This is a genomic window from Nocardioides pocheonensis (assembly GCF_003725535.1).
In the GTDB taxonomy this organism is placed as follows: domain Bacteria; phylum Actinomycetota; class Actinomycetes; order Propionibacteriales; family Nocardioidaceae; genus Marmoricola; species Marmoricola pocheonensis.
Window position 1 is genome coordinate 13596 of the sequence record NZ_RJSF01000030.1, and the last position, 23171, is coordinate 36766.

General features: G+C 71.9%; 26 protein-coding genes. 15 read left to right on the forward strand and 11 right to left on the reverse strand.

Going from position 1 to position 23171, the window contains the following annotated elements; all coding sequences use genetic code 11:
• Window positions 1-51: 51 nt before the first annotated feature.
• Window positions 52-459: a thioesterase family protein gene (locus tag EFL26_RS08590; protein WP_246000094.1), complete on the forward strand. Its 408-nt coding sequence runs from the start codon at window positions 52-54 to the stop codon at window positions 457-459.
• Between the two features lie 6 nt (window positions 460-465).
• On the opposite strand, the gene EFL26_RS08595 is transcribed toward EFL26_RS08590, so the two are convergent.
• Both EFL26_RS08595 and EFL26_RS08600 read right to left on the reverse strand, forming a co-directional pair.
• A complete protein-coding gene (locus EFL26_RS08595) occupies window positions 466-2175 on the reverse strand; it encodes an acetolactate synthase (RefSeq protein WP_123222491.1) in 1710 nt (569 codons plus the stop codon).
• A gap of 61 nt (window positions 2176-2236) precedes the next feature.
• Window positions 2237-3097, reverse strand: a complete 861-nt coding sequence (locus EFL26_RS08600) for a DUF2785 domain-containing protein (protein ID WP_123222559.1) — start codon at window positions 3095-3097, stop codon at window positions 2237-2239.
• A 32-nt stretch (window positions 3098-3129) separates the two neighbouring features.
• On the opposite strand from EFL26_RS08600, the gene EFL26_RS08605 reads away from it, so the two are divergent.
• The gene (locus EFL26_RS08605) at window positions 3130-4617 is read left to right on the forward strand and encodes a sensor histidine kinase (RefSeq protein WP_123222492.1); all 1488 of its coding nucleotides are present in this window, start codon (window positions 3130-3132) and stop codon (window positions 4615-4617) included.
• A gap of 65 nt (window positions 4618-4682) precedes the next feature.
• Window positions 4683-5558: a phosphatase PAP2 family protein gene (locus tag EFL26_RS08610; protein ID WP_183408096.1), complete on the forward strand. Its 876-nt coding sequence runs from the start codon at window positions 4683-4685 to the stop codon at window positions 5556-5558.
• A gap of 3 nt (window positions 5559-5561) precedes the next feature.
• On the opposite strand, the gene EFL26_RS08615 is transcribed toward EFL26_RS08610, so the two are convergent.
• Complete coding sequence (locus EFL26_RS08615; RefSeq protein ID WP_027863177.1) at window positions 5562-5813, reverse strand: WhiB family transcriptional regulator; 252 nt, start codon at window positions 5811-5813, stop codon at window positions 5562-5564.
• A 197-nt stretch (window positions 5814-6010) separates the two neighbouring features.
• Here EFL26_RS08615 and EFL26_RS08620 point away from each other — a divergent pair, with 197 nt between their 5' ends.
• Window positions 6011-6439 carry a hypothetical protein gene (locus EFL26_RS08620; RefSeq protein ID WP_148046666.1) on the forward strand — a complete coding sequence of 143 codons (429 nt, stop codon included), beginning with the start codon at window positions 6011-6013 and terminating at the stop codon, window positions 6437-6439.
• Between the two features lie 27 nt (window positions 6440-6466).
• Here EFL26_RS08620 and EFL26_RS08625 read toward each other — a convergent pair whose 3' ends face one another.
• From EFL26_RS08625 to sodN, 4 genes are all read right to left on the reverse strand, one after another.
• Window positions 6467-6886, reverse strand: a complete 420-nt coding sequence (locus EFL26_RS08625; protein WP_123222495.1) for a GNAT family N-acetyltransferase — start codon at window positions 6884-6886, stop codon at window positions 6467-6469.
• A gap of 13 nt (window positions 6887-6899) precedes the next feature.
• Window positions 6900-7676: an RNA polymerase sigma factor SigF gene (locus tag EFL26_RS08630; protein ID WP_123222496.1), complete on the reverse strand. Its 777-nt coding sequence runs from the start codon at window positions 7674-7676 to the stop codon at window positions 6900-6902.
• A 5-nt stretch (window positions 7677-7681) separates the two neighbouring features.
• A complete protein-coding gene (locus EFL26_RS08635) occupies window positions 7682-8065 on the reverse strand; it encodes an ATP-binding protein (protein ID WP_123222497.1) in 384 nt (127 codons plus the stop codon).
• 241 nt (window positions 8066-8306) lie between these two features.
• Window positions 8307-8708, reverse strand: coding sequence for a superoxide dismutase, Ni (sodN, locus tag EFL26_RS08640; RefSeq protein ID WP_123222498.1), 402 nt, complete (start codon window positions 8706-8708; stop codon window positions 8307-8309).
• A gap of 127 nt (window positions 8709-8835) precedes the next feature.
• Between sodN and EFL26_RS08645 the strand changes: the two genes are divergently transcribed.
• The 5 genes from EFL26_RS08645 (at window position 8836) to EFL26_RS08665 (ending at window position 14049) form a co-directional block, all read left to right on the forward strand.
• The gene (locus tag EFL26_RS08645; protein ID WP_123222499.1) at window positions 8836-9183 is read left to right on the forward strand and encodes a S24 family peptidase; all 348 of its coding nucleotides are present in this window, start codon (window positions 8836-8838) and stop codon (window positions 9181-9183) included.
• Window positions 9184-9363: 180 nt separating this feature from the next.
• On the forward strand, window positions 9364-10596 hold the full coding sequence (locus EFL26_RS08650) for an NAD(P)-dependent malic enzyme (protein WP_425464106.1): 1233 nt from the start codon (window positions 9364-9366) through the stop codon (window positions 10594-10596).
• A 149-nt stretch (window positions 10597-10745) separates the two neighbouring features.
• Window positions 10746-11714 carry a zinc-binding dehydrogenase gene (locus tag EFL26_RS08655; RefSeq protein WP_123222501.1) on the forward strand — a complete coding sequence of 323 codons (969 nt, stop codon included), beginning with the start codon at window positions 10746-10748 and terminating at the stop codon, window positions 11712-11714.
• Window positions 11711-12364: an SDR family oxidoreductase gene (locus EFL26_RS08660; RefSeq protein ID WP_123222502.1), complete on the forward strand. Its 654-nt coding sequence runs from the start codon at window positions 11711-11713 to the stop codon at window positions 12362-12364. Before EFL26_RS08655 ends, EFL26_RS08660 begins: the two co-directional genes overlap by 4 nt.
• Before the next feature lie 176 nt (window positions 12365-12540).
• Entirely contained in the window at window positions 12541-14049 is a 1509-nt protein-coding gene (locus EFL26_RS08665) for a DHA2 family efflux MFS transporter permease subunit (protein ID WP_123222503.1), read from the forward strand.
• 9 nt (window positions 14050-14058) lie between these two features.
• Here the strand turns inward: EFL26_RS08665 and EFL26_RS08670 are convergent, their stop codons facing one another.
• Window positions 14059-14694, reverse strand: coding sequence for a TetR family transcriptional regulator (locus tag EFL26_RS08670; protein WP_123222504.1), 636 nt, complete (start codon window positions 14692-14694; stop codon window positions 14059-14061).
• A gap of 138 nt (window positions 14695-14832) precedes the next feature.
• Between EFL26_RS08670 and EFL26_RS08675 the strand changes: the two genes are divergently transcribed.
• From EFL26_RS08675 to EFL26_RS24660, 4 genes are read left to right on the forward strand one after another with little or no spacing between them, the layout of a single operon-like run.
• On the forward strand, window positions 14833-15930 hold the full coding sequence (locus tag EFL26_RS08675) for a ferredoxin reductase (protein WP_123222505.1): 1098 nt from the start codon (window positions 14833-14835) through the stop codon (window positions 15928-15930).
• 28 nt (window positions 15931-15958) lie between these two features.
• Window positions 15959-17122, forward strand: coding sequence for a fatty acid desaturase family protein (locus EFL26_RS08680; RefSeq protein WP_246000095.1), 1164 nt, complete (start codon window positions 15959-15961; stop codon window positions 17120-17122).
• Window positions 17123-17143: 21 nt separating this feature from the next.
• Window positions 17144-17488 (forward strand): iron chaperone, encoded by a 345-nt coding sequence (locus EFL26_RS08685; protein ID WP_123222506.1) that lies wholly within the window; start codon window positions 17144-17146, stop codon window positions 17486-17488.
• Window positions 17489-17537: 49 nt separating this feature from the next.
• On the forward strand, window positions 17538-17852 hold the full coding sequence (locus EFL26_RS24660) for a hypothetical protein (RefSeq protein ID WP_246000096.1): 315 nt from the start codon (window positions 17538-17540) through the stop codon (window positions 17850-17852).
• Between the two features lie 8 nt (window positions 17853-17860).
• Here EFL26_RS24660 and EFL26_RS08695 read toward each other — a convergent pair whose 3' ends face one another.
• Window positions 17861-18334 carry a hypothetical protein gene (locus tag EFL26_RS08695; protein WP_123222507.1) on the reverse strand — a complete coding sequence of 158 codons (474 nt, stop codon included), beginning with the start codon at window positions 18332-18334 and terminating at the stop codon, window positions 17861-17863.
• Window positions 18335-18404: 70 nt separating this feature from the next.
• On the reverse strand, window positions 18405-19058 hold the full coding sequence (locus EFL26_RS08700; protein WP_123222508.1) for an acetoacetate decarboxylase family protein: 654 nt from the start codon (window positions 19056-19058) through the stop codon (window positions 18405-18407).
• A gap of 155 nt (window positions 19059-19213) precedes the next feature.
• On the opposite strand from EFL26_RS08700, the gene EFL26_RS08705 reads away from it, so the two are divergent.
• Window positions 19214-20263 (forward strand): glycoside hydrolase family 43 protein, encoded by a 1050-nt coding sequence (locus EFL26_RS08705; protein ID WP_183408097.1) that lies wholly within the window; start codon window positions 19214-19216, stop codon window positions 20261-20263.
• Window positions 20264-20266: 3 nt separating this feature from the next.
• Here EFL26_RS08705 and EFL26_RS08710 read toward each other — a convergent pair whose 3' ends face one another.
• A complete protein-coding gene (locus EFL26_RS08710; RefSeq protein WP_246000097.1) occupies window positions 20267-20914 on the reverse strand; it encodes a TetR/AcrR family transcriptional regulator in 648 nt (215 codons plus the stop codon).
• Window positions 20915-20995: 81 nt separating this feature from the next.
• Between EFL26_RS08710 and EFL26_RS08715 the strand changes: the two genes are divergently transcribed.
• Complete coding sequence (locus tag EFL26_RS08715) at window positions 20996-23143, forward strand: MMPL family transporter (protein ID WP_123222511.1); 2148 nt, start codon at window positions 20996-20998, stop codon at window positions 23141-23143.
• The last annotated feature ends 28 nt before the right edge of the window (window positions 23144-23171 follow it).

Genomic DNA, 23171 nt, shown 5'->3' on the forward strand with positions numbered 1-23171 from the left:
GGGAGATGCTCCGCATCTCCCGGACGGGAAAGCGTCCCAACGCCTGAGCGCGTGACAGGCAACGATTCCACCGAGCTCCTGGGTCGCAGTGCGACCCGGGAGTTCGTCGTCTCCGGGGACGACACCGCCGAGGCGGTCGGCTCCGGCAGCCTGCCCGTGCTCGGCACACCGGTGCTGCTGGCCTGGTGCGAGGCGGCGACCTGCGCCGCGCTCGACCTCCCGGACGGCTCCACCTCGGTCGGCACCCGGGTCTCGCTGGAGCACCTGGCGGCGTCGCCGGTCGGCGCGACCGTCACGGTGAGTGCGACGGTCACGTATGCCGACCCTTCGGCAGGCTCAGGACGACGCGCCCGCCTCCTCCGGTTCACGGTCGAGGCGCGGATGGGCGAGGTCCTGGTGGGCTCCGGCGAGATCACCCGGGTCGTCGTCGACGCCGAGCGATTCCTCTCCCGGCTCTGAGAGCCCTCAGATCCCGAACGTGGTCCTCGGGTACGCCGCGGCCACGTCGGTGATCACGTTGACCAGGTAGGGCACGTTCGCCTCGAACGCCCGGTCGAGCGCCGGCCCGATCTGGGCCGGGTCGGTGACCTTCTCGCCGGCACCGCCGAGCGCCTTGACCACCTCGTCGTAGCGGGTGTGCGGCGCGAGGTCCGCGGCGACGTCGTACCCGTAGAGCATCTGCATCGGGCCCTTCTCCAGGCCCCACGCCGAGTTGTTGCCGCACACCATCACGACGGGCAGGTCGTGGCGCACCAGCGTGTCGACGTCCATCAGCGACATGCCGGCCGCGCCGTCGCCGTACAGCAGCACGACCTGGCTCGACGGCCGGTGCAGCCGGGCCGCGATCGCCGAGCCCATGCCGGCCCCGAGGCAGCCGTAGGGGCCCGGGTCGAGCCAGCCGCCGGGTCGCTTCGGCTCGACGAACTTGCCGGCGAAGGAGACGAAGTCGCCGCCGTCGCCGATCACGATCGCGTCCTCGGCCAGGCGCGGCACCAGCTCGCCGTAGATCCGGGCCGGGTGGATCGGGTCGGCCGTCGCGCTCAGCAGCGTCGCGTCGCGGGCCGTGGCCTCCGCCACGGTGTGCTGCAGGCTCGTGACCCACTCGGCCCACCGCGGCTTCGCCGGCAGTCGCTCGACCGACTCCCGCAGGCCGTCGAGCACCAGCGTGAGGTCTCCGTACGCCGACCCGGCGAGCTGCGCGTGCCCGGAGACCTGACCGGCGGAGTCGGCCACGTGCACGACCGAGGCCTGCGGCGCGCCGTCCTTGCCGCCGAAGACGCCGTAGGCGAGGCGGAAGTCCAGCGCCGTGCCGACCACGATCGCGACGTCGCAGGTGCCGAATGCCTGACCGCGCGCCTTGGTCACCAGCAGCGGGTGCCCGCCCGGGACGACGCCGCGGCCCATGCCGTTGGTGATCGTGGGGATGCCCAGCTCCTCGACCAGCCGGAGGGCGGCGTGCTCGGCGCCGTCCGCCCAGACGTCCGTGCCCAGCACCAGCACCGGTCGGTGTGCTTCGCCGAGCAGGCGCGCGATCGCCTGCAGGGCCTCGCCGTCCGGCTCGACGGCGGCCGCCGGGGCGACGGTCGGACGCACGGAGGCCGCGGTGTTGAAGAACTCGTCCATCGGCACGTCGACGAAGACCGGGCCGCGGTGGCTGGAGCCGGCCAGGGTGAAGGCCTCGTGCAGGCCCGGGGTGACTTCCGCGGCGGTGTGCAGGGTGCGGGCCAGCTTGGCGACCGGCTCGAGGATCGGCGGCTGGTCGAGCTCCTGCAGCGAGCCGGTGCCCCACCGGTTGGCCGGAGCCCGCCCGCCGATGACCACCATCGGAGACCCGGCGAACTGCGCCTGGGCGACCGCGCTGACCCCGTTGGTGACACCCGGACCGGCGGTGAGCACGGCCAGCCCCGGCTTGCGGGTGAGCTTGCCGGTCGCCTCGGCAGCGAACGCGGCCGTCTGCTCGTGGCGCACGTCGAGGATCCGCATCGTCGGCTCGGCGGTCACCGCGCCGTCGTACATGGGGAAGACGTGCGCGCCCGACAGCGTGAACATCGTTTCCACGCCGTGCGCGCGGGCGACCGCGACGGCGTGCTGCCCGGCGTGCGCCTCGACGGCGTCGCCGGAGGGTGAGCCGGAAGAGGGGGAGGGAGCGTCGGGGGTGGTCTCGGCCTGCGTCATGCCGCGAGGCTACAAGCCGACCGCGGTCGTCGGGCCGGGAAGGCTCGGCCCGGCCCGAGGCTCAGTGGTTGACCGGCGTGCGGAAGTACGCCGGGTTGGTGGCTCGCAGCTTGTCGGCCAGCACGAGCAGCAGGTCGGAGCGCACCGCGGGGTGGCCCGACGCGACGGTGTTGAGCGAGAGCTGGAGGTGCAGGCTGCGCAGGTAGCCCTGGACGTTGCCGGAGACCATGTAGGGGTTGCGGTTGATCGAGCCGCGGCCGACCGCGCCGGCCGCGAGGCGTGCGATCCAGGGCTCGAGCACGTCGATGCCCAGCACGTCGCGGCGCAGCAGGTGCATGGTCGCGTAGGCGAGCCGGTCGCCCTCGCCGCACACGAAGAACGCCTCCGTGGGTGTCAGCAGCCGGTCGGCGATGACGTCGAGGATCACGGTGAGCTCGAGCCGGCCCATCACGGGGGAGCGCGCCAGCGCGCCGAGGGCGTCGGCACCGTGCGCCACCGCGTGCGCCCAGCCCTTGCCCGGCACGAAGCCGCGCAGGTCGCGCTCGCGGGAGTACCAGCTCATGATCCGGTCACCCCAGCGCAGCACGACGTTCGGCCCGCCCAGCGCGGCCCGGGTGGTGCGGTCGATGCACTCGGTGAGGATCAGCGCGGAGAAGCTGCGCCGGAAGACGGTGTCGCTCTCCACCTCGCCGAGTCCGATGTCCAGGCCGTGGCACATGCCGTCGCCGAGGCCGACCAGCAGGTCGTCGTACACGCCCTCGTCGATCCAGGTCGCCATCGTGGGGAACGCGATGCCGTCGCGGACCTCCGGATCGGGGTCGCCGAGCATGCGCGTGAGGTCCTCGGTCATCTCGACCAGGGGGCGATCCTGCGGCACCTTGAGGCCGTCCGCGACCACTTGTTCCCAGAATCCCGAGGGCATGCGGAGCATTCTTGCACCCGTACCCTTGGGTCGTGCCAACGCTCCCCGAGCTCGCCCGCGACCACACGGATCTGGGCGCGGACGACCTGGCGTGGCTGGCTCTCCTGCAGGCCGACTGGCAGATCATCGCCGACCTCTCCTTCGCCGATCTGGTGCTCTGGCTGCCCGACCGGGAGGGCACCGGCTACTGGGCGGCGGGGCAGATGCGGCCGACCACCGGGCCGACCGCGCTGGTCGACGACGTGGTCGGCACCTTCGTCGCGGCCGGCCGCCGGTCGCTGCTCGACGCGGCCCTGCGCGACGGCCGGATCGCCCGCGAGGGCGACCCGGAGTGGCGCGACGACGTGCCGGTGCGCGTCGAGGCGATCCCGGTGCGCCGCGGGTCCCGGATCATCGCGCTGGTCGCTCGCAACACGAACCTCCACGGGGTCCGCACCCCCAGCCGGCTCGAGCTGGCCTACCTGCAGACGGCCAGCGAGCTCACCCAGATGATCGCCCACGGCAGCTTCCCGTACGCCGGCCAGCGCTCGGACCACGCCGACTCCCCGCGCGTGGGCGACGGGTTCGTCCGGGTCGACGCGACGGGCAAGGTCACCTACGCCAGCCCGAACGCGATGTCGGTCTACCGCAAGCTCGGCCTGACCCGCGACCTGACCGGCGAGCACCTCGCGGACGTGACCCGGCAGCTCGTGCCTCCCGAGCTGCGCCTCGACGAGGAGTCGATCACCGCCGTGCTCGGCGGCCGGATGCCGAGGGACACCGAGATCGGCAATCGCACGGGCACCGTGATCGTGCGGTCGATCCCGCTGCGGCCGACCGGCGAGCACACGGGCGGGCTGATCCTGCTGCGCGACGTGACCGACCTCCGTCGCCGCGACCGGGAGCTGGTGACGAAGGACGCCACCATCCGCGAGATCCACCACCGGGTGAAGAACAACCTGCAGACGGTCGCGGCGCTGCTGCGGCTGCAGGCCCGCCGGATCGGCTCGGCGAGCGGGCGCGAGGCGCTGGAGGAGGCGGTCCGCCGGGTCGGCGCGATCGCCGTCGTGCACGAGACGCTGAGCCAGACCTACGAGGAGGAGGTCGAGTTCGACGCGGTCGCCGACCAGCTGCTCGCCCTGGTCAGCGAGGTCGGCGCCCAGGCGGGCGCGGTGCGGCTGCGCCGTACCGGCAGCTTCGGCACGATCGGCTCCGACGTCGCCACCCCGCTCGCGATGGTCCTGACCGAGGTGCTCCAGAACGCCATGGAGCACGCGTTCGGCGAGGGCTCCGGGGGCAACGTCGAGGTGCACGCCACCAACACCGGGGGACAGCTCCGGGTCAGCGTGGCCGACGACGGGGTCGGGCTGCCGGCAGGGTTCGACCTCGACGCCTCGAGCAGCCTGGGGCTGTCCATCGTCCGCACGCTGGTCGGAGAGCTCGGTGGCACCCTGCGGATCCTCGGACGTGCCGAGGCGAGCGAGGGTCAGGAGTCCGGCACGCTGGTCGAGCTCTGCCTGCCCACGCGGTCCGGCGCCTGAGTCGGCGCGGTCTGATGTCATCATCGGGTGGTGCATCGCAACCCTCGCCCCTCGCGGCGGATCCCGTGACGACCCGAGAGGACGACAGCCAGGTCGTCCGCGCTCGGCGGTGGGCGTCCTCCCGGACCCGGCCGCTGGTGGTGGGCGAGCTCGTCGTCATCGTCGCGCTGCTGGTCGTCTACGACCGCGTGCGCGCGCTCGCGGAGGTCCACGCCTCGGTCGCGGTCGCGCACGGCTGGGCGATCCTCGACCTGGAGCGGACGCTGCACGTGGAGGTCGAGGGCGGCCTCAACACCTGGCTGAGCGGGCAGGGCTTCCTCCGGCTGCTGGCGGTCGACTACTACCAGTACGTGCACGTGACCGTCGCGCTCGGCGTGCTGGTGGCGTGCTACTGGCGCAGCCCGGCGGCGTACCGGCCGGCGCGGAACGCGCTGCTGCTGACAAACATGGTCGGGCTCGCGGTGTTCGCGCTCTACCCGGCTGCGCCTCCTCGGCTGCTGCCCGGTGGAGGCTTCGTCGACCTCGTCGCCCAGGCGGGCTTCGGCACGAACCACGGACCGGTCCCGGCCGACCAGTACGGCGCGCTCCCGTCCCTGCACCTGGCCTGGGCCACGTGGGTCGCCGTCACCGGGTTCGCCCTCACCCGGCGCCGGGTGCTGCGCGTGCTGCTGGTCGCGCACCCGGTCGTGACGGGGGTCGTGGTGGTCGTCACCGGCAACCACTACGTGCTGGACGTGGCGAGCGGCACGCTGCTCGGGCTCGCGGCGGTCTGGGCCACCGGGCTGCTGGCGCTGGGCGCGGCTCGCCCGGACGTGCTCGTACCGGCGCGGCGGCCGGCCCGACTCGCACCCAGTCCCGCAGCGGTCGTCCTGGAACCTCGGTTCCCCGAGCCTCGACCGCTCGGAGCGTGGGCCCTGGAGCCGGAGTCCCCGGAGCCCTGACGCCTACGCCGTGCGCACGCGGGCGCGGGCGTTGCGGCGCTTGAGAGCGCGCCGCTCGTCCTCGCTGAGCCCTCCCCAGACGCCGTGGTCCTGCCCGGCCTCGAGCGCCCACGCGAGGCACTGCTCGCGGACGTCGCATCGGCGACACACCTGCTTGGCCTCCTCGATCTGCAGGATCGCCGGCCCGGTGTTGCCGATGGGGAAGAACAGCTCCGGGTCTTCGTCGAGACACGCGGAGCGGTGGCGCCAATCCATGGCGAGGAACTCCTGTTCTAGAGGTGTGTGAACGCGTTCACTAGGTCGCTCCCAGCGACGGGCCGATCGGGTCCGGGCGCAGGGGAGTCACTACGTCACGGGATCAGGCGCAGTTACCTGGTGATGCTTTCAACAACCGCGCCCGGAAACAAGACCCAGGGCGGGTCGGGTTCATCACAGACGTTACCGTGCGGTACGTGGAGACCCGACCCGACGCCGGCTCGCCGTACTCGCGCCACGGCGCCCCGGCCCCCCTCGTCGCCGCGGCCGGACTGGTCCTGGTCGAGGGGCTGCTCACCGTGATGTACGGCGTCGGCGAGGCCGTGCACCTCACCTCTGCGCGGCTGGTCATGGGCATCACGACATCGCTTTTCTTCGTCGGGTACGGCGTCGCGATGATGTTCTGCGCCTGGGGCATGAACCGGCTGCGGACCTGGGCCCGCGGGCCGGTGCTGCTCGCCCAGCTGATCTGGCTGGGGCTCGCCTGGAACTTCCGGGAGGGTGACACGCTGCCGCTCGCGATCGGCCTGGCCGTGCCCGCGGTGCTGGTGCTGGTCGGGATGCTGCTGCCGGTCTCGGTCGACGCGCTCGAGCACGGGCCCGGGCACGACGACGACCAGGCGTGACCGCCCGTCCCGGTCACGCCGCTCCGGTCACATCGCCGTCTGCCTGCCCGGCCTGACCAGGGCGGACTGGTCCGGGGCGACGAAGCCGAAGCGTCGGTACAACCCGTGGGCGTCCGCGGTGAAGAGCCACCAGCGCAGGTCGGCGCCCGGCCCGTCCTCGACCATCCGGGCGACGAGCGCCGTGCCGAGGCCGTGCCCGCGGTGCTCGGGCAGGACGTAGACGTCCGCCAGGTAGGCGTCGCAGATCCCGTCGGAGAGCGCGCGGGCGAACCCGACCTGTGCGCCGGTGCTGTCGTCGTACACGCCCACGACGCGCCAGGCGCCGGTGACCTGCGCGACCACCTGCTCCCGGGTGCGCCAGCGGTGCCAGTAGGCCTCGGTGGAGAGGAAGTCCCAGATCGCGTCGAGGTCCAGGCGTGACGGGTCGTCGTCGAGCGTGTAGGTCACGGCGCCGAGTCTCTCAGTGGATCGAGTCGCGCAGCTCCGCGAGGGTCCGGGTGAGGAGGCGGGACACGTGCATCTGGGAGATCCCCACCTCCTGGGCGATCTGGGACTGCGTCATCTGCCGGAAGAACCGGAGCAGCAGGATCTGCTTCTGCCGCGGCGGCAGCGCCTCGATCAGCGGCCGGATCGACTCGCGGATCTCGACGTGGTCCAGGGCCTCGTCGAGCGCGCCCATCGTGTCGAGCATCGAGCCGAGGCCGTCCTCGCTGCCCTCCCCGGCGTCGAGCGACAGCGTGGCGTAGGCGTTCGCCGACTCGATGCCCTCCAGGACGTCCTCGACCTCGACGCCGAGCCGCTCGGCGATCTCGCGCGGGGTCGGTGAGCGGCCGAGCTGCTGCGACAGGTCCCCGGTGGCCGAGGCGATCGACATCCGCAGCTCCTGCAGCCGGCGCGGCACGCGGATCGCCCAGCCCTTGTCGCGGAAGTGTCGCTTGATCTCGCCGAGGATCGTCGGGGTCGCGTACGTCGAGAACTCCACGCCGCGCTCGCTGTCGAACCGGTCGACCGCCTTGATCAGGCCGATGGTGCCGACCTGCACGAGGTCCTCCAGCGGCTCGCCGCGGTTGAGGAAGCGGCGGGCACAGTGCTCGACCAGGGGGAGGTGCAGCTCGACCAGCTCGCCGCGCGCCCGGGACCGGTCGATCGCAGAGCTGTGCGCAGCCCCGAGCTGTGCGAACAGCGCGCGACTGCGTTCCCGAGTGGTGGAGGAGACGTCCCCCGAGTGGTCCGTCATCAGCGTCAGGCAGGCGCGCTCGATGTCGTCGAGGTGACGGTGAGGCTGATCGTGAGCACGTCCTCACCGGTCTCGGCACTCACGTCGCTGGCCGTCGTGGTGAGCACCTGCCAGGCGAAGCTGTTGGTCTCCGGCGGCGTGGGTTGGACCGCGTCGACCGAGATGCGTACGGCGACCCGGTTCTCGCCGAGGAAGTAGCGGGTGATCAGCTGCCCTCCCGGTCGGGCCCGCTCGAGCAGCATCGCGCTCGCCTCACCGACCGCCATCCTGAGGTCCTCGATGTCGTCGAGGGTGAAGTCGAGCCGCGCGGCGATGCCTGCCGTGGTCATCCGGAGCACCGCGACGTAGGCGCTGTCCGCCGGTAGGCGGACCTCTGCGTCTGGCTGCATGGACGGAAGCCTAGGCGACGCCGGACGGAGCCGGACCCGAATCGCCCGGCTGCGGGGGCACGCGCAACGGCCGGCGTGCGGGTGATCCGCACGCCGGCCGTGGTGATGAGGTTGTGACGGTCAGCCGTGAGCCGAGGCACCGAGACGCTGTGGTCGCCTTGGACGGTTGCGGCTTCGCAGGCTCAGCCGCACTCAGACCATCAGCATTGGGCCAAAGCAACGACTCCGTCGATGCTTTGGCTCAAGCCTTCTTGGTCTCCCAGAAGATCTCCGCGATCTCGTCGATCTTGGCGAGCAGCTGGTCGGCGACGTCGGCGTCGAGGGTGCCCTTGGTGCCGGACGCCCCGGCCAGCTTGGTGGCCTCGTTGAACAGCGTGTGCAGCTGGGGGTACTTCTCGAAGTGCGGCGCCTTGAAGTAGTCGGTCCACAGCACCCAGAGGTGGTGCTTGACCAGCTCGGAGCGCTGCTCCTTGATGATCACGGCGCGGGTGCGGAAGTCGGGGTCGTCGCTGTCGGCGACCTTGGCGATGATCGCCTTGATCGACTCGGCCTCGATGCGGGCCTGCGCGGGGTCGTAGACACCGCAGGGCAGGTCGCAGTGGGCGGAAACCTCGACAGTGGGTGCGAGCAGTCGCGCGAACATCTCAGGTCCTCTCTGACACTGGTGTGGTGCTTCTGGTGGGGGCCCGCGATCCGGACCCACGAGCCGGATCGCGTTCGACCGGGCTCCCGGGATGACCACGGGGTCGCTGGCGACGACACTACTCCGCATGGAACAGCCGGCCCGGTGGGGTCTCGCGAGGGTGCACGGCCGCTCGATGGCGCCCGTGCTGAGCCCGGGCGACCGGCTCCTCGTCGACTACCGCCGACGGCCCCGCCCGGGTGACGTCGTCGCGGCGCGGTTCGCGGACGGCACGCTGGCGGTCAAGCGGGTGGACTCGGAGCGGACGACGCGGTCCGGGGGCCGTGGGTGGTGGCTGGTCAGCGACAACCCCGAGGAGGGGGTGGACTCCCGTCACCGGGGGCCGGTGGCGGACGAGGACGTCCTGGGCGTCGTACGGGTGCGAGTGTGGCCGCGGCCGCGCCGTCTGTCCCGCCGCGTGACCCAGCCCGGCTGAGCGGTGTCGCATTCGCCACATCTGTGGCGATCACTGGGCTCGCCCACCGCCCTGTGAGACCATGAACGCCGGGTCATCCCCCAGTCCTGGCCACTCCGCAGACTCACGCAAGGTCGGCGTCGAGCAGCTCAGCACCGCCGATACTCCCTGCCTTCCCGATGTCACGAGAGAGCCAACCTCATGGTTGCATTTGACCCGATGCCCGACCTCGATCCCGCCGCCGGCCCCGACGTGGTCCCGGCCGCCGACGCCGGCCTCGCCCACGACCCGGTCTTCGAGCTGCACCAGGGCGGCAAGATGGAGATCGCGTCCACGGTGGCCCTCAACGGTCCGGTCGAGCTGTCGATGGCGTACACCCCCGGTGTCGCCCGCGTGTGCGAGGCGATCGCCGCCGACCCGCAGCTGTACGGCGACTACACCTGGACGTCGAACACGGTCGCGGTCGTGACCGACGGCACCGCGGTGCTCGGCCTCGGCGACATCGGCCCGCGGGCCGCGATGCCGGTGATGGAGGGCAAGGCCGTGCTGTTCAAGCAGTTCGGCGGGATCGACGCGATCCCGATCTGCCTGGACACCACCGACGTCGACGAGCTGGTGGAGACGGTCGTCCGGCTGGCGCCCAGCTTCGGCGGCATCAACCTCGAGGACATCTCGGCGCCGCGCTGCTTCGAGGTCGAGGAGCGGCTCAAGCAGCGGCTCGACATCCCGGTGTTCCACGACGACCAGCACGGCACCGCCGTCGTCGTGCTCGCCGCGCTCGAGAACGCGATGCGGCTGACCGGGAAGTACCACGACACGGTGCGGATCGTGGTCTCCGGGGCCGGCGCCGCCGGTGTGGCGGTCACCCGGATCCTGCTCGCCGGCGGCTACCGCGACATCGCGGTGGTCGACCGCGCCGGCGTGCTGCACCGCGACCGCGACGACCTCAACCCGGTCAAGCGGGCGCTGGCCGCCGAGACCGCCGACACCACCGGCCGCTGGGGATCCCTGGGCGCCGTGATGGACGGCGCGGACGTCTACATCGGGCTCTCCGGGGGCACCGTGCCGGAGGAGGTGGTGGCCTCGATGGCCGACGAGCCGATCATCTTCGGCCTGGCCAACCCGATGCCCGAGGTGCACCCGACAGTCGCGCACAAGTACGCCCGCGTCGTGGCCACCGGCCGGTCGGACTTCCCGAACCAGATCAACAACGTGCTCGCGTTCCCGGGCATCTTCCGAGGCGCCTTCGACGTCCGCGCCAGCGCGATCACCGAGGGCATGAAGCTGGCCGCGGCCCAGGCGCTCGCCGCGATCGTCGGTGACGACCTGCGCGAGGACTTCATCATCCCCTCGCCGTTCGACCCGCGGGTCGGACCGAGCGTCGCGGGCGCTGTCGCCGAGGCGGCACGTCGCGACGGCGTCGCCCGTCGCTGATCAGCCTCCCCGCGCCGGGCCTCCGCCGTCGGCCCGGCTAGGGTCTCTGGTTTCGGCGCGCCGTTGCGACCTCGCAGGCTCGGTCGCAGGCTTGCTCAACCTGCCTCCCCACGCCGGGCCTCCTCCGTCGGCCCGGCTAGGGTCGGCACATGTTCGCCGTGTACGCCGAGAAGTTCTCCTCCGACGACCCCCTGTCCGGCCTGGTGGTCGGCGAGCGGCCGGACCCGGAGGTGCCGCCGGGCTGGGCGAAGGTGACCGTGAAGGCCGCGTCGCTGAACCACCACGACCTGTGGTCGCTGCGCGGCGTGGGCCTGCGCGACGAGGCCCTCCCGATGATCCTCGGGTGCGACGCCGCCGGCTACGACGAGGACGGCAACGAGGTCGTCGTGCACGCGGTTGTCAACGACCCGCACTGGCAGGGCGACCAGACGCTCGACCCGAAGCGCTCGCTGCTCAGCGAGCGTCACCAGGGCACGTTCGCCGAGTCCGTGGTGGTCCCGCGGGGCAACGTGATCCCGAAGCCGGCGTCGCTGTCCTTCGCGGAGGCGGCGTGCCTGCCGACCGCGTGGCTCACGGCGTACCGGATGCTGTTCACCCAGGGCGACCTCAAGCCCGGCGACACCGTGCTGGTGCAGGGCGCCGGCGGGGGCGTGGCGACGGCCCTGATCATGCTGGCCCGGGCCGGAGGCCTGAAGGTGCTGGCCACCAGCCGTGACGAGGCCAAGCGCGCCCGCGCCCTCGAGATCGGCGCGCACGAGGTCTTCGAGTCCGGCGCCCGGCTGCCGGTGAAGGTCGACGCGGTGATGGAGACCGTGGGCCGGGCGACCTGGTCGCACTCGATCCGCTCGCTGCGTCCGGGCGGCGCGATCGTGATCTCCGGCACGACGTCCGGCCCGAACCTCGACGACGCCGAGCTCACCCGGATCTTCTTCCTCCAGCTCAAGGTGATCGGCTCGACCATGGGCACCACCACCGAGCTGGCCTCGCTGGTGAACCTGATGGACGCCACCGGCGTGCGGCCGCTGATCGACCGCGAGCTGCCGATGGACCGGGCACCGGAGGGCTTCGCCGCCATGGCCGAGGGCGACGTCTTCGGGAAGATCGTCTTCACGCGGTGACCGGGCAGCCCGAGCGGACCCACTTGGTCACCGGAGCCGGCTCCGGGATCGGCGAGGAGCTGGCCGACCGCCTCGCCGAGCGTGGCGACCGCGTGGTCAGGCTGACGCGCGACGTGGTCGACCTCGAGGACGCCGTGGCCGTGGCGCGCTGGGCGACCGACTTCGCCGACGACCTCGAACGCCTCGACTCCCTGCTGCACGTGGCCGGCACCGTCGACCTCGGCACCGTCGCCGAGCTTGACCTCGACGTCTGGCAGCGGCACCTCGACGTGAACCTCACCGCCCCCGCGGTGCTCACCTCGCACCTGCTGCCGGCGCTGCGTGCGGCCGGCGGGACCGTGGTGTTCGTGAACTCCTCCGCCGGCCTGGTCGCGAACGCGCAGTGGTCGGCGTACGCCGCCTCGAAGTTCGGGCTGAGGGCGCTGGCCGACTCGCTGCGGGCCGAGGAGGCGGGCAACGGTGTGCGCGTGACGACCGTGTTCCCGAGCCGCACCGCCACCCCGATGCAGGAGAAGGTCCACGAGCAGGAGGGCCGCACGTACGACGCCTCGCGCTGGATCCGGCCCGCCACGGTGGTCGACTCGATCCTGCACGTGCTCGACCTGCCTGCCGACGCCACCATCCCCGAGCTGGTGATCCGCCCGCGCTGACCGGCACCGGGCTGCCCCCGCGGGTGCCGAAAATCGGTCGAGGAATGTCGGCGCGCTCCCGTAGCGTTCTTGGTGCCGCGCCGATGTCGTGATCGCCCGCCGCCGTTCGTCGTCTCAGTGACAGACGGTCTCGGGTGCAGGCTTCTGGTCGCGCCCACGAGCAGCGAAGGACACACATGTCACACGACACCCCGACGACGGCCACGCCGGCTCCCACGTCCGCCGGCGACATCGCCGTGCTGCGCTGGCTGGTCGGCGCGACGTTCATCGTGATCCTGAACGAGACGATCATGATCAACGCGATCCCGCGCCTCATGGTCGAGTTCCAGGTCTCCGAGCGCACGGCGCCGTGGCTGACGACGGCGTTCATGCTGACGATGGCCGTGGTCATCCCGATCACGGGCTGGTTCCTGCAGCGCGTGACGACGCGACAGGCGTTCGCCCTGGCGATGATCGTGTTCTGCACCGGCACGCTGATCGCGGCGGCAGCGCCGGTGTTCTGGGTGCTCCTCCTCGGGCGGATCGTGCAGGCGTCCGGCACGGCGGTGATGATGCCGCTGCTGATGACCACGCTGATGTCGGTGGTGCCCGAGCACGACCGCGGCCGGGTGATGGGCAACGTCACCCTGGCGATGTCCGTCGCCCCGGCGCTCGGTCCGGCGGTGTCCGGCGTGATCCTGGAGTACCTCTCCTGGCGCTGGATGTTCGGCCTGGTCCTCCCGGTCGCGGCCCTGATCGGGGCCGCCGGCCTGCTCCGGCTGCGCAACGTGGGCGAGCCGACGGCCGGGTCCGTCGACGTGCCCAGCGTGGTGATCTCTGCGATCGGCTTCGGCGGCCTGGTCTACGGGCTCAGCCTGATCGGGGCCGACCACCAGCCGCTGCCGCCCGGAGTGCTGATCCCGGGCGCCCTCGTGGTCCTCGCGCTCTTCGTGTGGCGGCAGATCGCGCTCCAGCACGGTCGTGGTCCGCTGCTGGACCTCCGCACGTTGACCCACCGCACCTACGCGAAGGCGCTCACGCTGATGGTCGTGGCCTTCATGGGCTTCCTCGGCTCGATGGTGCTGCTGCCGTTCTACCTCCAGCAGGCCCGCGGCCTGACCATCCTGCAGACCGGTCTGCTGATGATGCCGGGCGGCCTGGCGATGGGGCTGCTCGGTCCGCAGGTGGGCAAGCTGTTCGACCGGTTCGGCGGCCGGCCGCTGGTGATCCCGGGCTCGATCGGGATCTTCGTGGCGCTCGTGCTGTTCTCGCAGATCGGGCTGAGCACGCCGTACTGGCAGGTGCTCGGCATGCACATGCTGCTGATGATCAGCCTCGCCGCGGTGTTCACGCCGGTGTTCACCCTGGGCCTCGGTGCCGTGCCGCCCCAGCTGTACTCCCACGCGAGCTCGCTGCTGGGTGCGCTGCAGCAGGTCGCCGGTGCGGCTGGCGCGGCGGTGTCCACCGCGGTGCTCTCGTCGCGCTCGGCGACTCTGATCGCGGGCGGCTCCAGCCCGGAGGCAGCACTGGCCGGTGGCCTCGGCCGGGCGTTCGTGGTCAGCGCGGGCCTCTCCCTGATCGTGATCGCCCTGGCCGTCGTGCTGCCGGGCCGGCTGCCGGCGCCGCAGGGCGGCCCCGAGGAGGGCGGGCCGCGCGGCGACCTGGACCTCGACGACGGCATCGCCGACCCGGTCGCGGCGATCTGACCGGGAGGGCTACTTCTCCTCGGCTGGTCGTGAGCGCCAGTTCAGGGCGCCCACGATCAGCATGAGCAGCTGGGTGCGGGCCCGGTCGCGGATCGCCGAGCCCTCCCGGTCGGGCAGCTCGAGGATCTCCTCGGCGACCGCGATCATCGCGACCACGATCAGCCGCGACAGGATGTGCAGGTCCTCGGCGGACCAGTGGTCCATCGGCAGGCGCGCGAGGTCGGTGGCGAGCTCGCGCTCGAACAGGGCGAGCTCCTGGCGCACCGCTGCTCGGACCACTGCGGACCCGCCGTTGCGCTCACGCGCGATGAAGGAGAAGTGCGCGCGCTGACCGCGGACGTGCTCGTCGAGCACCTGCACCGACCGGTCCACGATCTCCTCGATCTGCGGGTTGCCCCGCCGGACGTCGCGGATCATCGCCCGCAGCGACGAGAACGACTCCTGCACGAGCGCGAGGCCGAGCTCGTCGATCGAGGCGAAGTGCCGGTAGAACGCGGTCGGGACGATGCCGACCTCCTTGGCCACCTGGCGCAGCGACAGCCCGCCGAGGCCGGTCTCCTCGCTGAGCCGCAGCGCGGCGTCGAGGATGGCGCGTCGGGTGCGCTCCTTCTTCTCACCTCGGGTGGACAGGCCGGCCTCGGTCACCGGGCCAGCGTAGTGACCACCGGCACAGTGCACACATGTGCACCGTGGTCGGCGTCACGTGCGATCTGCTTGACCCGCGTTCCAGGCCGCCGTCATAGTTTCAGTGTACGCACGTTCACTGAAAGGAGGTCACCTGGAATGGGCATCGCCACCACGCTTCTCGGCTCCCGGGCCGTCGCCGCGCTGACCGCACCGCACGGTGTGGACCGCTATCTCGAGATGTTCAACCCGATGTGGGCCGCCACGGAGGTTCGAGCCCGCGTCGTCGACATCCACCGCGAGAACCCCGACGCCGTCGGCTCGGCGCCGGTCGCGACCCTCACGCTCCAGCCGACCGCCACCTGGCGCGGCCACCGCGCGGGCCAGTACGTCCAGGTCGGAGTCGAGCTGCCGGGCACCGCGCGCCGGATGACCCGGTGCTTCTCGATCTCCTCGGCCGCCTCGCTCCCCGGAGAGCGGTTCACGCTCACGATCCGGGCCCACGACGAGGGCCAGGTCAGCAGGTTCCTGGTCAACGAGGCCCGCCCGGGCCAGATGCTGCACCTCAGCCAGGCCGAGGGTGACTTCACGCTGCACGAGAGCGCGGCGACCCCGACCAACAACCGCCTGCTGATGATCTCCGGCGGGTCCGGGATCACGCCGGTGATGTCCCAGCTGCGCACTCTGCTGCGCGACGGGTACGACGGCCACGCCGGTCGCAAGGTCACGTTCCTGCACTTCGCCCGGTCGACCGAGGACCAGATCTTCGCCGACGAGCTCGCCGCGATCGCGGCCGCCGACAACGGCGTCGACGTCCACCTGCGTCACGGCGACCAGCGGTTCAGCGAGTTCGAGCTGCGCCGCCTGGTGCCGGACTTCAAGGACACCGACACCTGGGCCTGCGGGCCGGCCGGCCTGATCGAGCTCGTCCGCGCGGCGTACGCGGACTCGCCGCGCCTCCGGGTCGAGTTCTTCAAGCCCCCGGCCATCGCCGCCGGCTCGGCCGAGGGTGACGTCTCGTTCGCCCGCACGGGTGCGAGCGCCGAGAACTCCGGCGCGACGCTCCTCGAGCAGGCCGAGGCGCTCGGCCTCCGGCCCGAGTTCGGCTGCCGGATGGGCATCTGCTTCACCTGCACCTCGCGCAAGACCGAGGGCACCGTCCGCAACGTCCTCACCGGCGAGGAGTCCTCGCTGCCCGAGGAGGACATCCGGATCTGTGTCTCCGCCCCGGTCGGCGACTGCGTCGTCGACCTCTAGACCATCCCCCCACGAGCAGGAGAAACCCATGGCCACCATGACCGCTCCCCGCACCGTCCGCACGAAGAAGCGTGCGACCGTCGCCGCGACCGACCCGAAGAGCCCGAACCTCACGGCCGATCAGCTCGAGGAGTTCGGCAACGAGCTCGACGCGCTCCGGCAGCGCGTGTTCGCCGATCTCGGCGAGGCCGACGCGGCGTACATCCGCATGATCGTCAAGCGCCAGCAGCAGTTCGAGATCGCGGGCAGGGCGCTGTTCTACCTGCCGCCCGCGTGGCCGCTCGCCGTCGCCGCACTGAGCATCTCCAAGATCCTCGAGAACATGGAGATCGGGCACAACGTGATGCACGGCCAGTACGACTGGATGGGTGATCCGAAGCTGAACTCGAGGATCTACGACTGGGACACCATGGCCCCGGGCGAGAACTGGAAGTACGGCCACAACTACATCCACCACACCTACACGAACATCCTCGGCAAGGACCGCGACATCGGCTACGGGATCCTCCGGATGGACGAGGACCAGAAGTGGCACCCCGCCTACCTGGGCAACCCGCTCTACGCGTTCCTGCTGATGGTGTTCTTCGAGGAGGGTGTGGCCCTGCACGACCTGGAGATCGATCGGATCCGGACGGGGGAGCGGACCTGGGAGCAGACGAAGAAGGTCGGCAAGCCGATCATCCGGAAGGTGAGCAAGCAGGTCCTCAAGGACTACCTGCTGTTCCCGGCGCTGACCGGTCCGCTGTTCCTGAGCACCCTGGCCGGCAATGCCGTGGCCAACGTGATCCGCAACATCTGGGCGTTCAACATCATCTTCTGCGGCCACTTCCCGGCCGGTGTCGCCACCTTCACCGAGGAGGAGTGCGAGAACGAGTCTCGCGGGCACTGGTACTACCGCCAGCTCCTCGGGTCGGCCAACATCACCGGGGGCAGGCTCTTCCACATCCTGTCGGGCAACCTCTCGCACCAGATCGAGCACCACCTGTTCCCGGACCTCCCGGCCCGCCGGTACCCGGAGCTGTCGGTCGAGGTGAAGGCACTCTGCGAGAAGTACGGCATCGAGTACAACACCGGCCGGCTGAGCAAGCAGCTGTTCAGCGTCGCCCGCAAGATCTGCAGGCTCGCGCTGCCGACCCGGCGTACGCCGGCTCCCGCTCCCGTGCCGGTCGCCGACGACCCGCTGGCCGCCTGAGCCCGGCGTAGCATCGCCGGCATGCCGGACCCGTACGCCGTCGAGCGTGCCGTCGAGCACGTGCGTGCGCTCGCCCGGGCACTCGTGCCCGAGGCGGTCGACGGCCTCGGGTACGGCATGCCGGCGCTGCGCTACCGCGACCGGCCCCTGCTCAGCGTGATGCCGGCCAAGCACCACATCGGGCTGTACCCGTTCAGCCCGGCGGTCGTGGAGGCGGTGGCCGGGCGGCTCGACGGCTACTCCTTCGCCAAGGGCACGATCCGGTTCACCGAGGACCACCCGCTCACCGACGACCTGGTCGAGGACATCGTGCGGCTGCGGCGCGACGAGATCGACCGCGCCATCGACGGGCCCCCGACCCGCTGAGACCGCACTCACGTTGCGGGTGCCCGGGTCTCGGTCGAGACTGGGCACCATGAACGAGCGACTGAGCAAGGCAGAGATCCGCAAGGACGCCGTGCAGAACACCGTCGAGGCGGCCGCAGGCGCCGTCGGGCAGGTCGCCACGATCATCACCGGTGCCGTCAAGGACGTCGCCGGCACCGTCGGCGGCTTTGCCACGGAGCTGTTCGAGATCAGGGACGCGGCTCGTCGCGCCGCTGCCGACCACGAGGACGACGCTGCCGAGGAGCACGCCGGCCCCGCCGCCGGGAGCCTCCACCTCGACCCGGACGCACTGGTCGCGACGCAGCCCGACGTGCACCCGGACCCGGACGCGCCCTCCGCCTGAGCGGTCGGTCAGGACCCGCTGCTGACCTTGGTGTGCGCTGCGGCCAGCAACGGCTTCACCAGGTCGAGCACATCGCGCACCGATGCGGGGAGGAAGCGGTCCGAGGTTGCGTAGTCGCTGCCCCGGTAGGCGAACGTGTAGAAGAACAGGTCGCAGCAGTCGTCCTGGTAGCCCCGCCGGGGGTGCCGGTGCGGCAGATCCGCTCGGTCGAGAGCTCTGACGAGTTGATGCCGCTCGGCGTCCGACAGCGTGCCCTGCGCCGGCTCCCATCCGTTCCGGACGGCGAACCACGTGCCGTCCGGAAAGACAACCAGGCGCTCTTCGCCGCCGGCGAAGCCCCCGCTCTGCATCAGCACGAGAGTGCCGGCCAGTGCGGTGGGGTTCGGATCCGGTGCGACCATCCGGGACACGCCAGTCAGGACCAGGGCGACCGCTCCGACGGCCAGCGCCGCCCACGCCACGGTGGTGCGGTTCAGGTCCATGGCACTGGGACGCTACCCGGGCGCGCCCGGTTCCCGTCGAAGACCGGCCCTACCGACCTCCCGAGCTCGATCAGCCGAAGGACATCTGGAAGTCGGCCTGGCGGAAGGACGCGAGCGTGCGCTTCCCGTGGAGCCAGCCGAGCGGGCCGTCGGGGTCGAACGACCAGCTGCCTCGGCAGGCCATCGCCTTCGACGAACCGGTCAGCGAGGCGGTGACCTCCTCGCCCGCCCGCGGGTCCGGAGCAGTGCGCCGCTGCCAGGTGTCGCCCTTGAACCGCAGCCGGGGAGCGAACCGCGACACGTCGGTGAACCACGCCGAGGCGATCGGCCGGCCGTCGATCGCGGTGGTCCACGCCGTCCGGGTCAGCAGGCCGTGCTGCTCGGTGCGCAGGGTGAAGTCGCAGAGATCCTTCGGGATCGCCCAGAGCTCGCGGCCGCCGGCCATCGAGGCGGGGGAGTCGACCCAGATGTCGGTGATGTTGACCGCCTTCGGCGGGGTCGAGCCCGTGGAGACGAGATGGGCGACCAGCAGCTCGCCGTACGTGAGCGGGCTGGGCTCCTCGTACTTGACCAGCGCGACCCCGTAGACGCCCGGCTCGCGCTCCGGGTGGTCGCCCTTGCCCACCCGGAACAGCGACAGCCAGAGCTGGCCGTGCATCTGCCAGGGAGCGGGCGGATAGGTGAGGTCGACGTCGGTGGGGAGGGGCATCTGACCGGTGCTCATGGCGGCAGCCTAGAGGCCGTGCGGAGGAAGGGAGCCTCCACGCGAGAACGTGTTGCAGTTTGGGACGACCTCGGCGATTTCCCCTACCTGGCGGGACATTCCTGCTCATACTGGGCGCGCCCTGGCCATCTGCAAGCCGAAGGACCAGCTCTCTCGTGCGCTCTCGCTGGACCGTCCCCACGGTCGCTCTGACCTCCCTGCTCCTCCTCCTGGCCCTGGTGGTCGAGCCGGCCCTCGCGGAGCCCCCGCGCAGCCACCGCTTCCACGACGGCAAGGTCTACCGAGGGGCGTTCCCCGATCCCGACGTCTTCCGCCTCGGCCACCTGTGGGTGGCCTCCGGTACGACGATCGGGCACCGCTCGCTGCCCATGCTCACCTCCGTGGACGGGCGGACCTGGCGTGCCCGCCGTGCACGAGGTGCCGGGGCGCGACGGACCAACGACGCGATGGTGGGCCTCCCGCGCTGGGCGGCCCGGCGCCGGGCCGGCTCCCACCGGTTCGTCGCCACCTGGGCGCCGGCGATCGGACGGACCGGGAGGGGCCGCTGGCTCGCGGCGTACGCCGCCCCGCTGCGGCACCAGCCGCGCAAGCGGTGCATCGGCATCGCGATCTCCTCCCGTGCCCTGGGCCCGTTCCACAACACCCGCCGGCGGCCGCTCGTGTGCCCGCGCCACCAGGGCGCGATCGACCCGGACGTGTTCCGTGACCGCGGCCGCACCTACCTGCTCTGGAAGACCGAGGGCATCTGGGGAGCGCTCCCGACGATGCTCTGGGTCCGGGAGCTGCGCCGCAACGGCCTCGGGTTCCGCCCCGGCTCGCACGCCCACCGGCTGCTGACCACCGCGGACGGCTGGGAGCGCCCGGTCATCGAGAACCCCTCGATGATCCGCTACCGCGGCCGGCTCTACCTCTTCTACTCCGCGAACCGCTGGTACAGCCGGCACTACGCGATCGGGTACGCCGTCTGCCGCTCGGTGCGCGGACGGTGCCACCGCGTGCGCCACCGCCCGCTGCTCGCCAGCGGCCGGCGCGTCGTGGGACCGGGTGGGGAGTCGGCGTTCATCGGGCCGCGCGGTCAGCTGATGCTGGCGTACGCCGCCTGGCCGGCGGGCCACGTCGGCCACGAGCGCCGGCTGCACGTGGCCACCCTGAAGCCGCGCCGGCACGGACGGCTCGTGGTGGTCAAGCGGCTGCGCCAGCGCTGAGCCTCAGCGGGCCTCCGGGCCGCCGGCGAGCCCCCGGACGACCATGTCCAGGGTCGACTCGATGAGCGTCTCGCGCTCGGCCTGGGTCAGCGCCCGGTAGGGCCCGTCGAGGAGCAGCAGGCTCAGGCCGTGGACCGTGGCCCAGGCAGCGGTCTCCGCGTTCGGCCGCAGCGCGGGGTCGAGCCAGCCGACCCGGACCAGCTCGTCGAGCGACTCGGTGAGGAACGCGTACGGCGGGGCGTCCGCCAGGGTCTCGTCGGCACGGGTCAGGTCGTCGTGCTCGGACTTGCAGAACGCCGTGCGGAAGAGGCCCGGCTCGGCCAGGGCGAACCGGACGTAGCCGCGACCCCCCGCGCGCATGTGGTGCAGCGCCGCCTCCACCGGTGTCGCGTCCGTCGGGGGCTCACCGAGCACGTCCAGGATGACCACGGCCATCCGCTCGAGGGCGTCCGCCTTGGCCGCGTCGAGCAGGTCGGCCTGACCCGCGAAGTGGCGGTAGGCGGCGGTCGGAGTCACCCCGACCTCGCGCGCGGCCGCCCTGATCGTCACCGCGTCGGGGCCGCCTCGCTCGGCCAGGTCGGCCGCCGCCCGCACCAGGGCGTTGCGGAGGTCGCCGTGGTGGTAGGTCGGCCGATCGCGCGTCGTGGTCACGGAATAGATGTTGACATGTGTACACATCCATGCCAAGTTAACACCCACAAAGTTTACGCACGCACACATCGAGGAGACGTCATGTTCCAGCGGATCGGGGCCCTGGTGGTCTCTCGGGCGAGGTGGGTGCTGGTCCTCGGCACCCTCGCCGTCATCGGCGCCGCGGTCGTCGGCGTCGGCGCGTTCGCCAAGCTGCAGACCGAGGGCTTCGACGACCCCGCGTCGGAGAGCTCGCGGGCCGCGCAGGTGCTCATCCACCAGTTCGGCGGCGACGCCGACTTCGTGTTCCTGGTGAACGCCGACCGCGGGGACGTCGACTCGTCGACCGCGAAGGCCGCGGGAGCGGCCCTGACCGACCGGATGCGTCGCGACCCCGGCCTGACCGACGTCGTCTCCTACTACGACACCGCGTCGTCCGGCCTGCGCTCCGAGGACGGGCGGTACGCGCTGGTGCTGGCGAGCCTGTCGCCGCACGCCGCGGACGGCACGTCGGCGAAGGTGATCGACCGGTATGCGGGCGACCACAGCGGCGTCCGCGTCCGGGTCGGTGGATCGGAGGCGATCTCCGAGGGCATCGGCGGACAGATCGGCAAGGACCTGGCGCGCGCGGAGAGCATCGCGATCCCCCTCATCCTGGTGCTCCTGCTGCTCGCGTTCGGCAACGTCGTGGGAGCGCTCGCCACCCTGACGGTCGGCATGATCGCGATCCTCGGCACGTTCGCCGAGCTCTCGATCCTCGGCAGCCTCACCGACGTGTCGATCTACTCCGTCAACCTGACCACGGGGCTCGGGCTGGGTCTCGCCGTCGACTACGGGCTCCTGATGGTGGCGCGCGTGCGCGAGGAGCGGGCCGCCGGCCTCCCGGGCGACCAGGCGGTGCGCCGGGCGGTGGAGACGGCCGGACGGACCATCGTGTTCAGCGCCACCACGGTGGCCACCGCGCTGGCCGCGATGCTGATCTTCCCGCTGTACTTCCTGCGCAGCTTCGCCTACGCGGGCATCGGGGTCATGGTGATCACGGCCGTGAGCGCGGTCGTGCTCCTGCCGGCCGCGCTCACGCTGCTGGACCACCGGGTGGACGCCTGGCGGCTGCCGCGGGTGCGCGGCATCCGGGGCGGTGAGGCGCCGTTCTGGGCGCGGGTCGCCCGAGCCGCCACAGGCCGCCCGCTGGCCGCTGCCCTGCCGGTCGTCGCGCTGCTCCTGCTGGCCGCTGCGCCGCTGCTCGGGATCTCGTTCGGCACCCCCGACGACCGGGTGCAGACGACCGCGGCGCCGAGCCGCCAGGTCGGCGACGTGCTGCGCAGCGACTTCGCCGGTGACCAGACCACGGCGATCGACGTCGTGACGACCACGCCCGTCTCGAAGCCCGCCCTGGACGCGTACGCCGGCCGGGTGGCGCACCTGCCGGGCGTCGTACGGGTCGACGTGGCGCAGACCGCCCGGGCCGCGCACGTCTCGGCGGTGACGGCGCTCGACCGCCGGTCGCAGGGTGCTCGCGACCTGGTGGCGCAGATCCGGGCCCTGCCCGGCCCGTCGGGCGCGGAGACGCTCGTGGGCGGCCCGACCGCCCGGCTGGTCGACAGCCTGCACTCGATCGGCAGCCGGTTGCCCTACGCCCTGGGCTGGATGGCGCTCGCGACCTTCGTGATCCTGTTCCTCTTCACCGGCAGCGTGGTGCAGCCGCTGCGGGCGCTGGTCCTGAACGCGCTCAGCATGGGCGCCACGCTCGGGGCCATGGTCTGGATCTTCGATAAGGGCCACCTGTCCGGGCAGCTCGGCTTCACCCCGATGCCGATGGACACCAGCATGACCGTGCTGCTGTTCACCGTCGCGTTCGGGCTGTCGATGGACTACGAGGTGTTCGTGCTCGGTCGCATCACCGAGATGCGCGACCTCGGGCACGCGCCGCAGGAAGCGGTCGTGCGCGGCCTGGCCCGGACCGGCCGGATCGTGAGCACGGCGGCCGGGCTGATCTCGATCAGCTTCCTCGCCTTCGTGATCAGCGACATCTCGTTCATCCAGCTCTTCGGCCTCGGCACCGGCCTGGCCGTGCTGGTCGACGCCACCCTGGTCCGGGGCGTGCTGCTGCCGGCCTCGATGCGGCTCCTGGGCGAGGCCGCGTGGTGGGCACCGTCACCCCTGCGGGCGCTCCACCGACGGATCGGTCTCTCCGAGGCGTCCGGACCGGACCGCCGCCGGACGACCGAGGTGCCCGTGCCGGCGACCTGAGACCGGGCGGCCTGGCGGCCCCGGCGAC

What these genes read in the sequence shown, in the direction of transcription:
- EFL26_RS08595 (WP_123222491.1), bottom strand. Translation starts at nt 2,175, where the DNA reads ATGACGCAGGCCGAGACCACCCCCGACGCTCCCTCCCCCTCTTCCGGC.
- EFL26_RS08600 (WP_123222559.1), bottom strand. Translation starts at nt 3,097, where the DNA reads ATGCCCTCGGGATTCTGGGAACAAGTGGTCGCGGACGGCCTCAAGGTG.
- EFL26_RS08615 (WP_027863177.1), bottom strand. Translation starts at nt 5,813, where the DNA reads ATGGATTGGCGCCACCGCTCCGCGTGTCTCGACGAAGACCCGGAGCTG.
- EFL26_RS08630 (WP_123222496.1), bottom strand. Translation starts at nt 7,676, where the DNA reads ATGACGGACCACTCGGGGGACGTCTCCTCCACCACTCGGGAACGCAGT.
- EFL26_RS08635 (WP_123222497.1), bottom strand. Translation starts at nt 8,065, where the DNA reads ATGCAGCCAGACGCAGAGGTCCGCCTACCGGCGGACAGCGCCTACGTC.
- sodN (WP_123222498.1), bottom strand. Translation starts at nt 8,708, where the DNA reads ATGTTCGCGCGACTGCTCGCACCCACTGTCGAGGTTTCCGCCCACTGC.
- EFL26_RS08645 (WP_123222499.1), top strand. Translation starts at nt 8,836, where the DNA reads ATGGAACAGCCGGCCCGGTGGGGTCTCGCGAGGGTGCACGGCCGCTCG.
- EFL26_RS08650 (WP_425464106.1), top strand. Translation starts at nt 9,364, where the DNA reads ATGGTTGCATTTGACCCGATGCCCGACCTCGATCCCGCCGCCGGCCCC.
- EFL26_RS08655 (WP_123222501.1), top strand. Translation starts at nt 10,746, where the DNA reads ATGTTCGCCGTGTACGCCGAGAAGTTCTCCTCCGACGACCCCCTGTCC.
- EFL26_RS08665 (WP_123222503.1), top strand. Translation starts at nt 12,541, where the DNA reads ATGTCACACGACACCCCGACGACGGCCACGCCGGCTCCCACGTCCGCC.
- EFL26_RS08675 (WP_123222505.1), top strand. Translation starts at nt 14,833, where the DNA reads ATGGGCATCGCCACCACGCTTCTCGGCTCCCGGGCCGTCGCCGCGCTG.
- EFL26_RS08680 (WP_246000095.1), top strand. Translation starts at nt 15,959, where the DNA reads ATGGCCACCATGACCGCTCCCCGCACCGTCCGCACGAAGAAGCGTGCG.
- EFL26_RS08685 (WP_123222506.1), top strand. Translation starts at nt 17,144, where the DNA reads ATGCCGGACCCGTACGCCGTCGAGCGTGCCGTCGAGCACGTGCGTGCG.
- EFL26_RS24660 (WP_246000096.1), top strand. Translation starts at nt 17,538, where the DNA reads ATGAACGAGCGACTGAGCAAGGCAGAGATCCGCAAGGACGCCGTGCAG.
- EFL26_RS08695 (WP_123222507.1), bottom strand. Translation starts at nt 18,334, where the DNA reads ATGGACCTGAACCGCACCACCGTGGCGTGGGCGGCGCTGGCCGTCGGA.
- EFL26_RS08700 (WP_123222508.1), bottom strand. Translation starts at nt 19,058, where the DNA reads ATGAGCACCGGTCAGATGCCCCTCCCCACCGACGTCGACCTCACCTAT.
- EFL26_RS08715 (WP_123222511.1), top strand. Translation starts at nt 20,996, where the DNA reads ATGTTCCAGCGGATCGGGGCCCTGGTGGTCTCTCGGGCGAGGTGGGTG.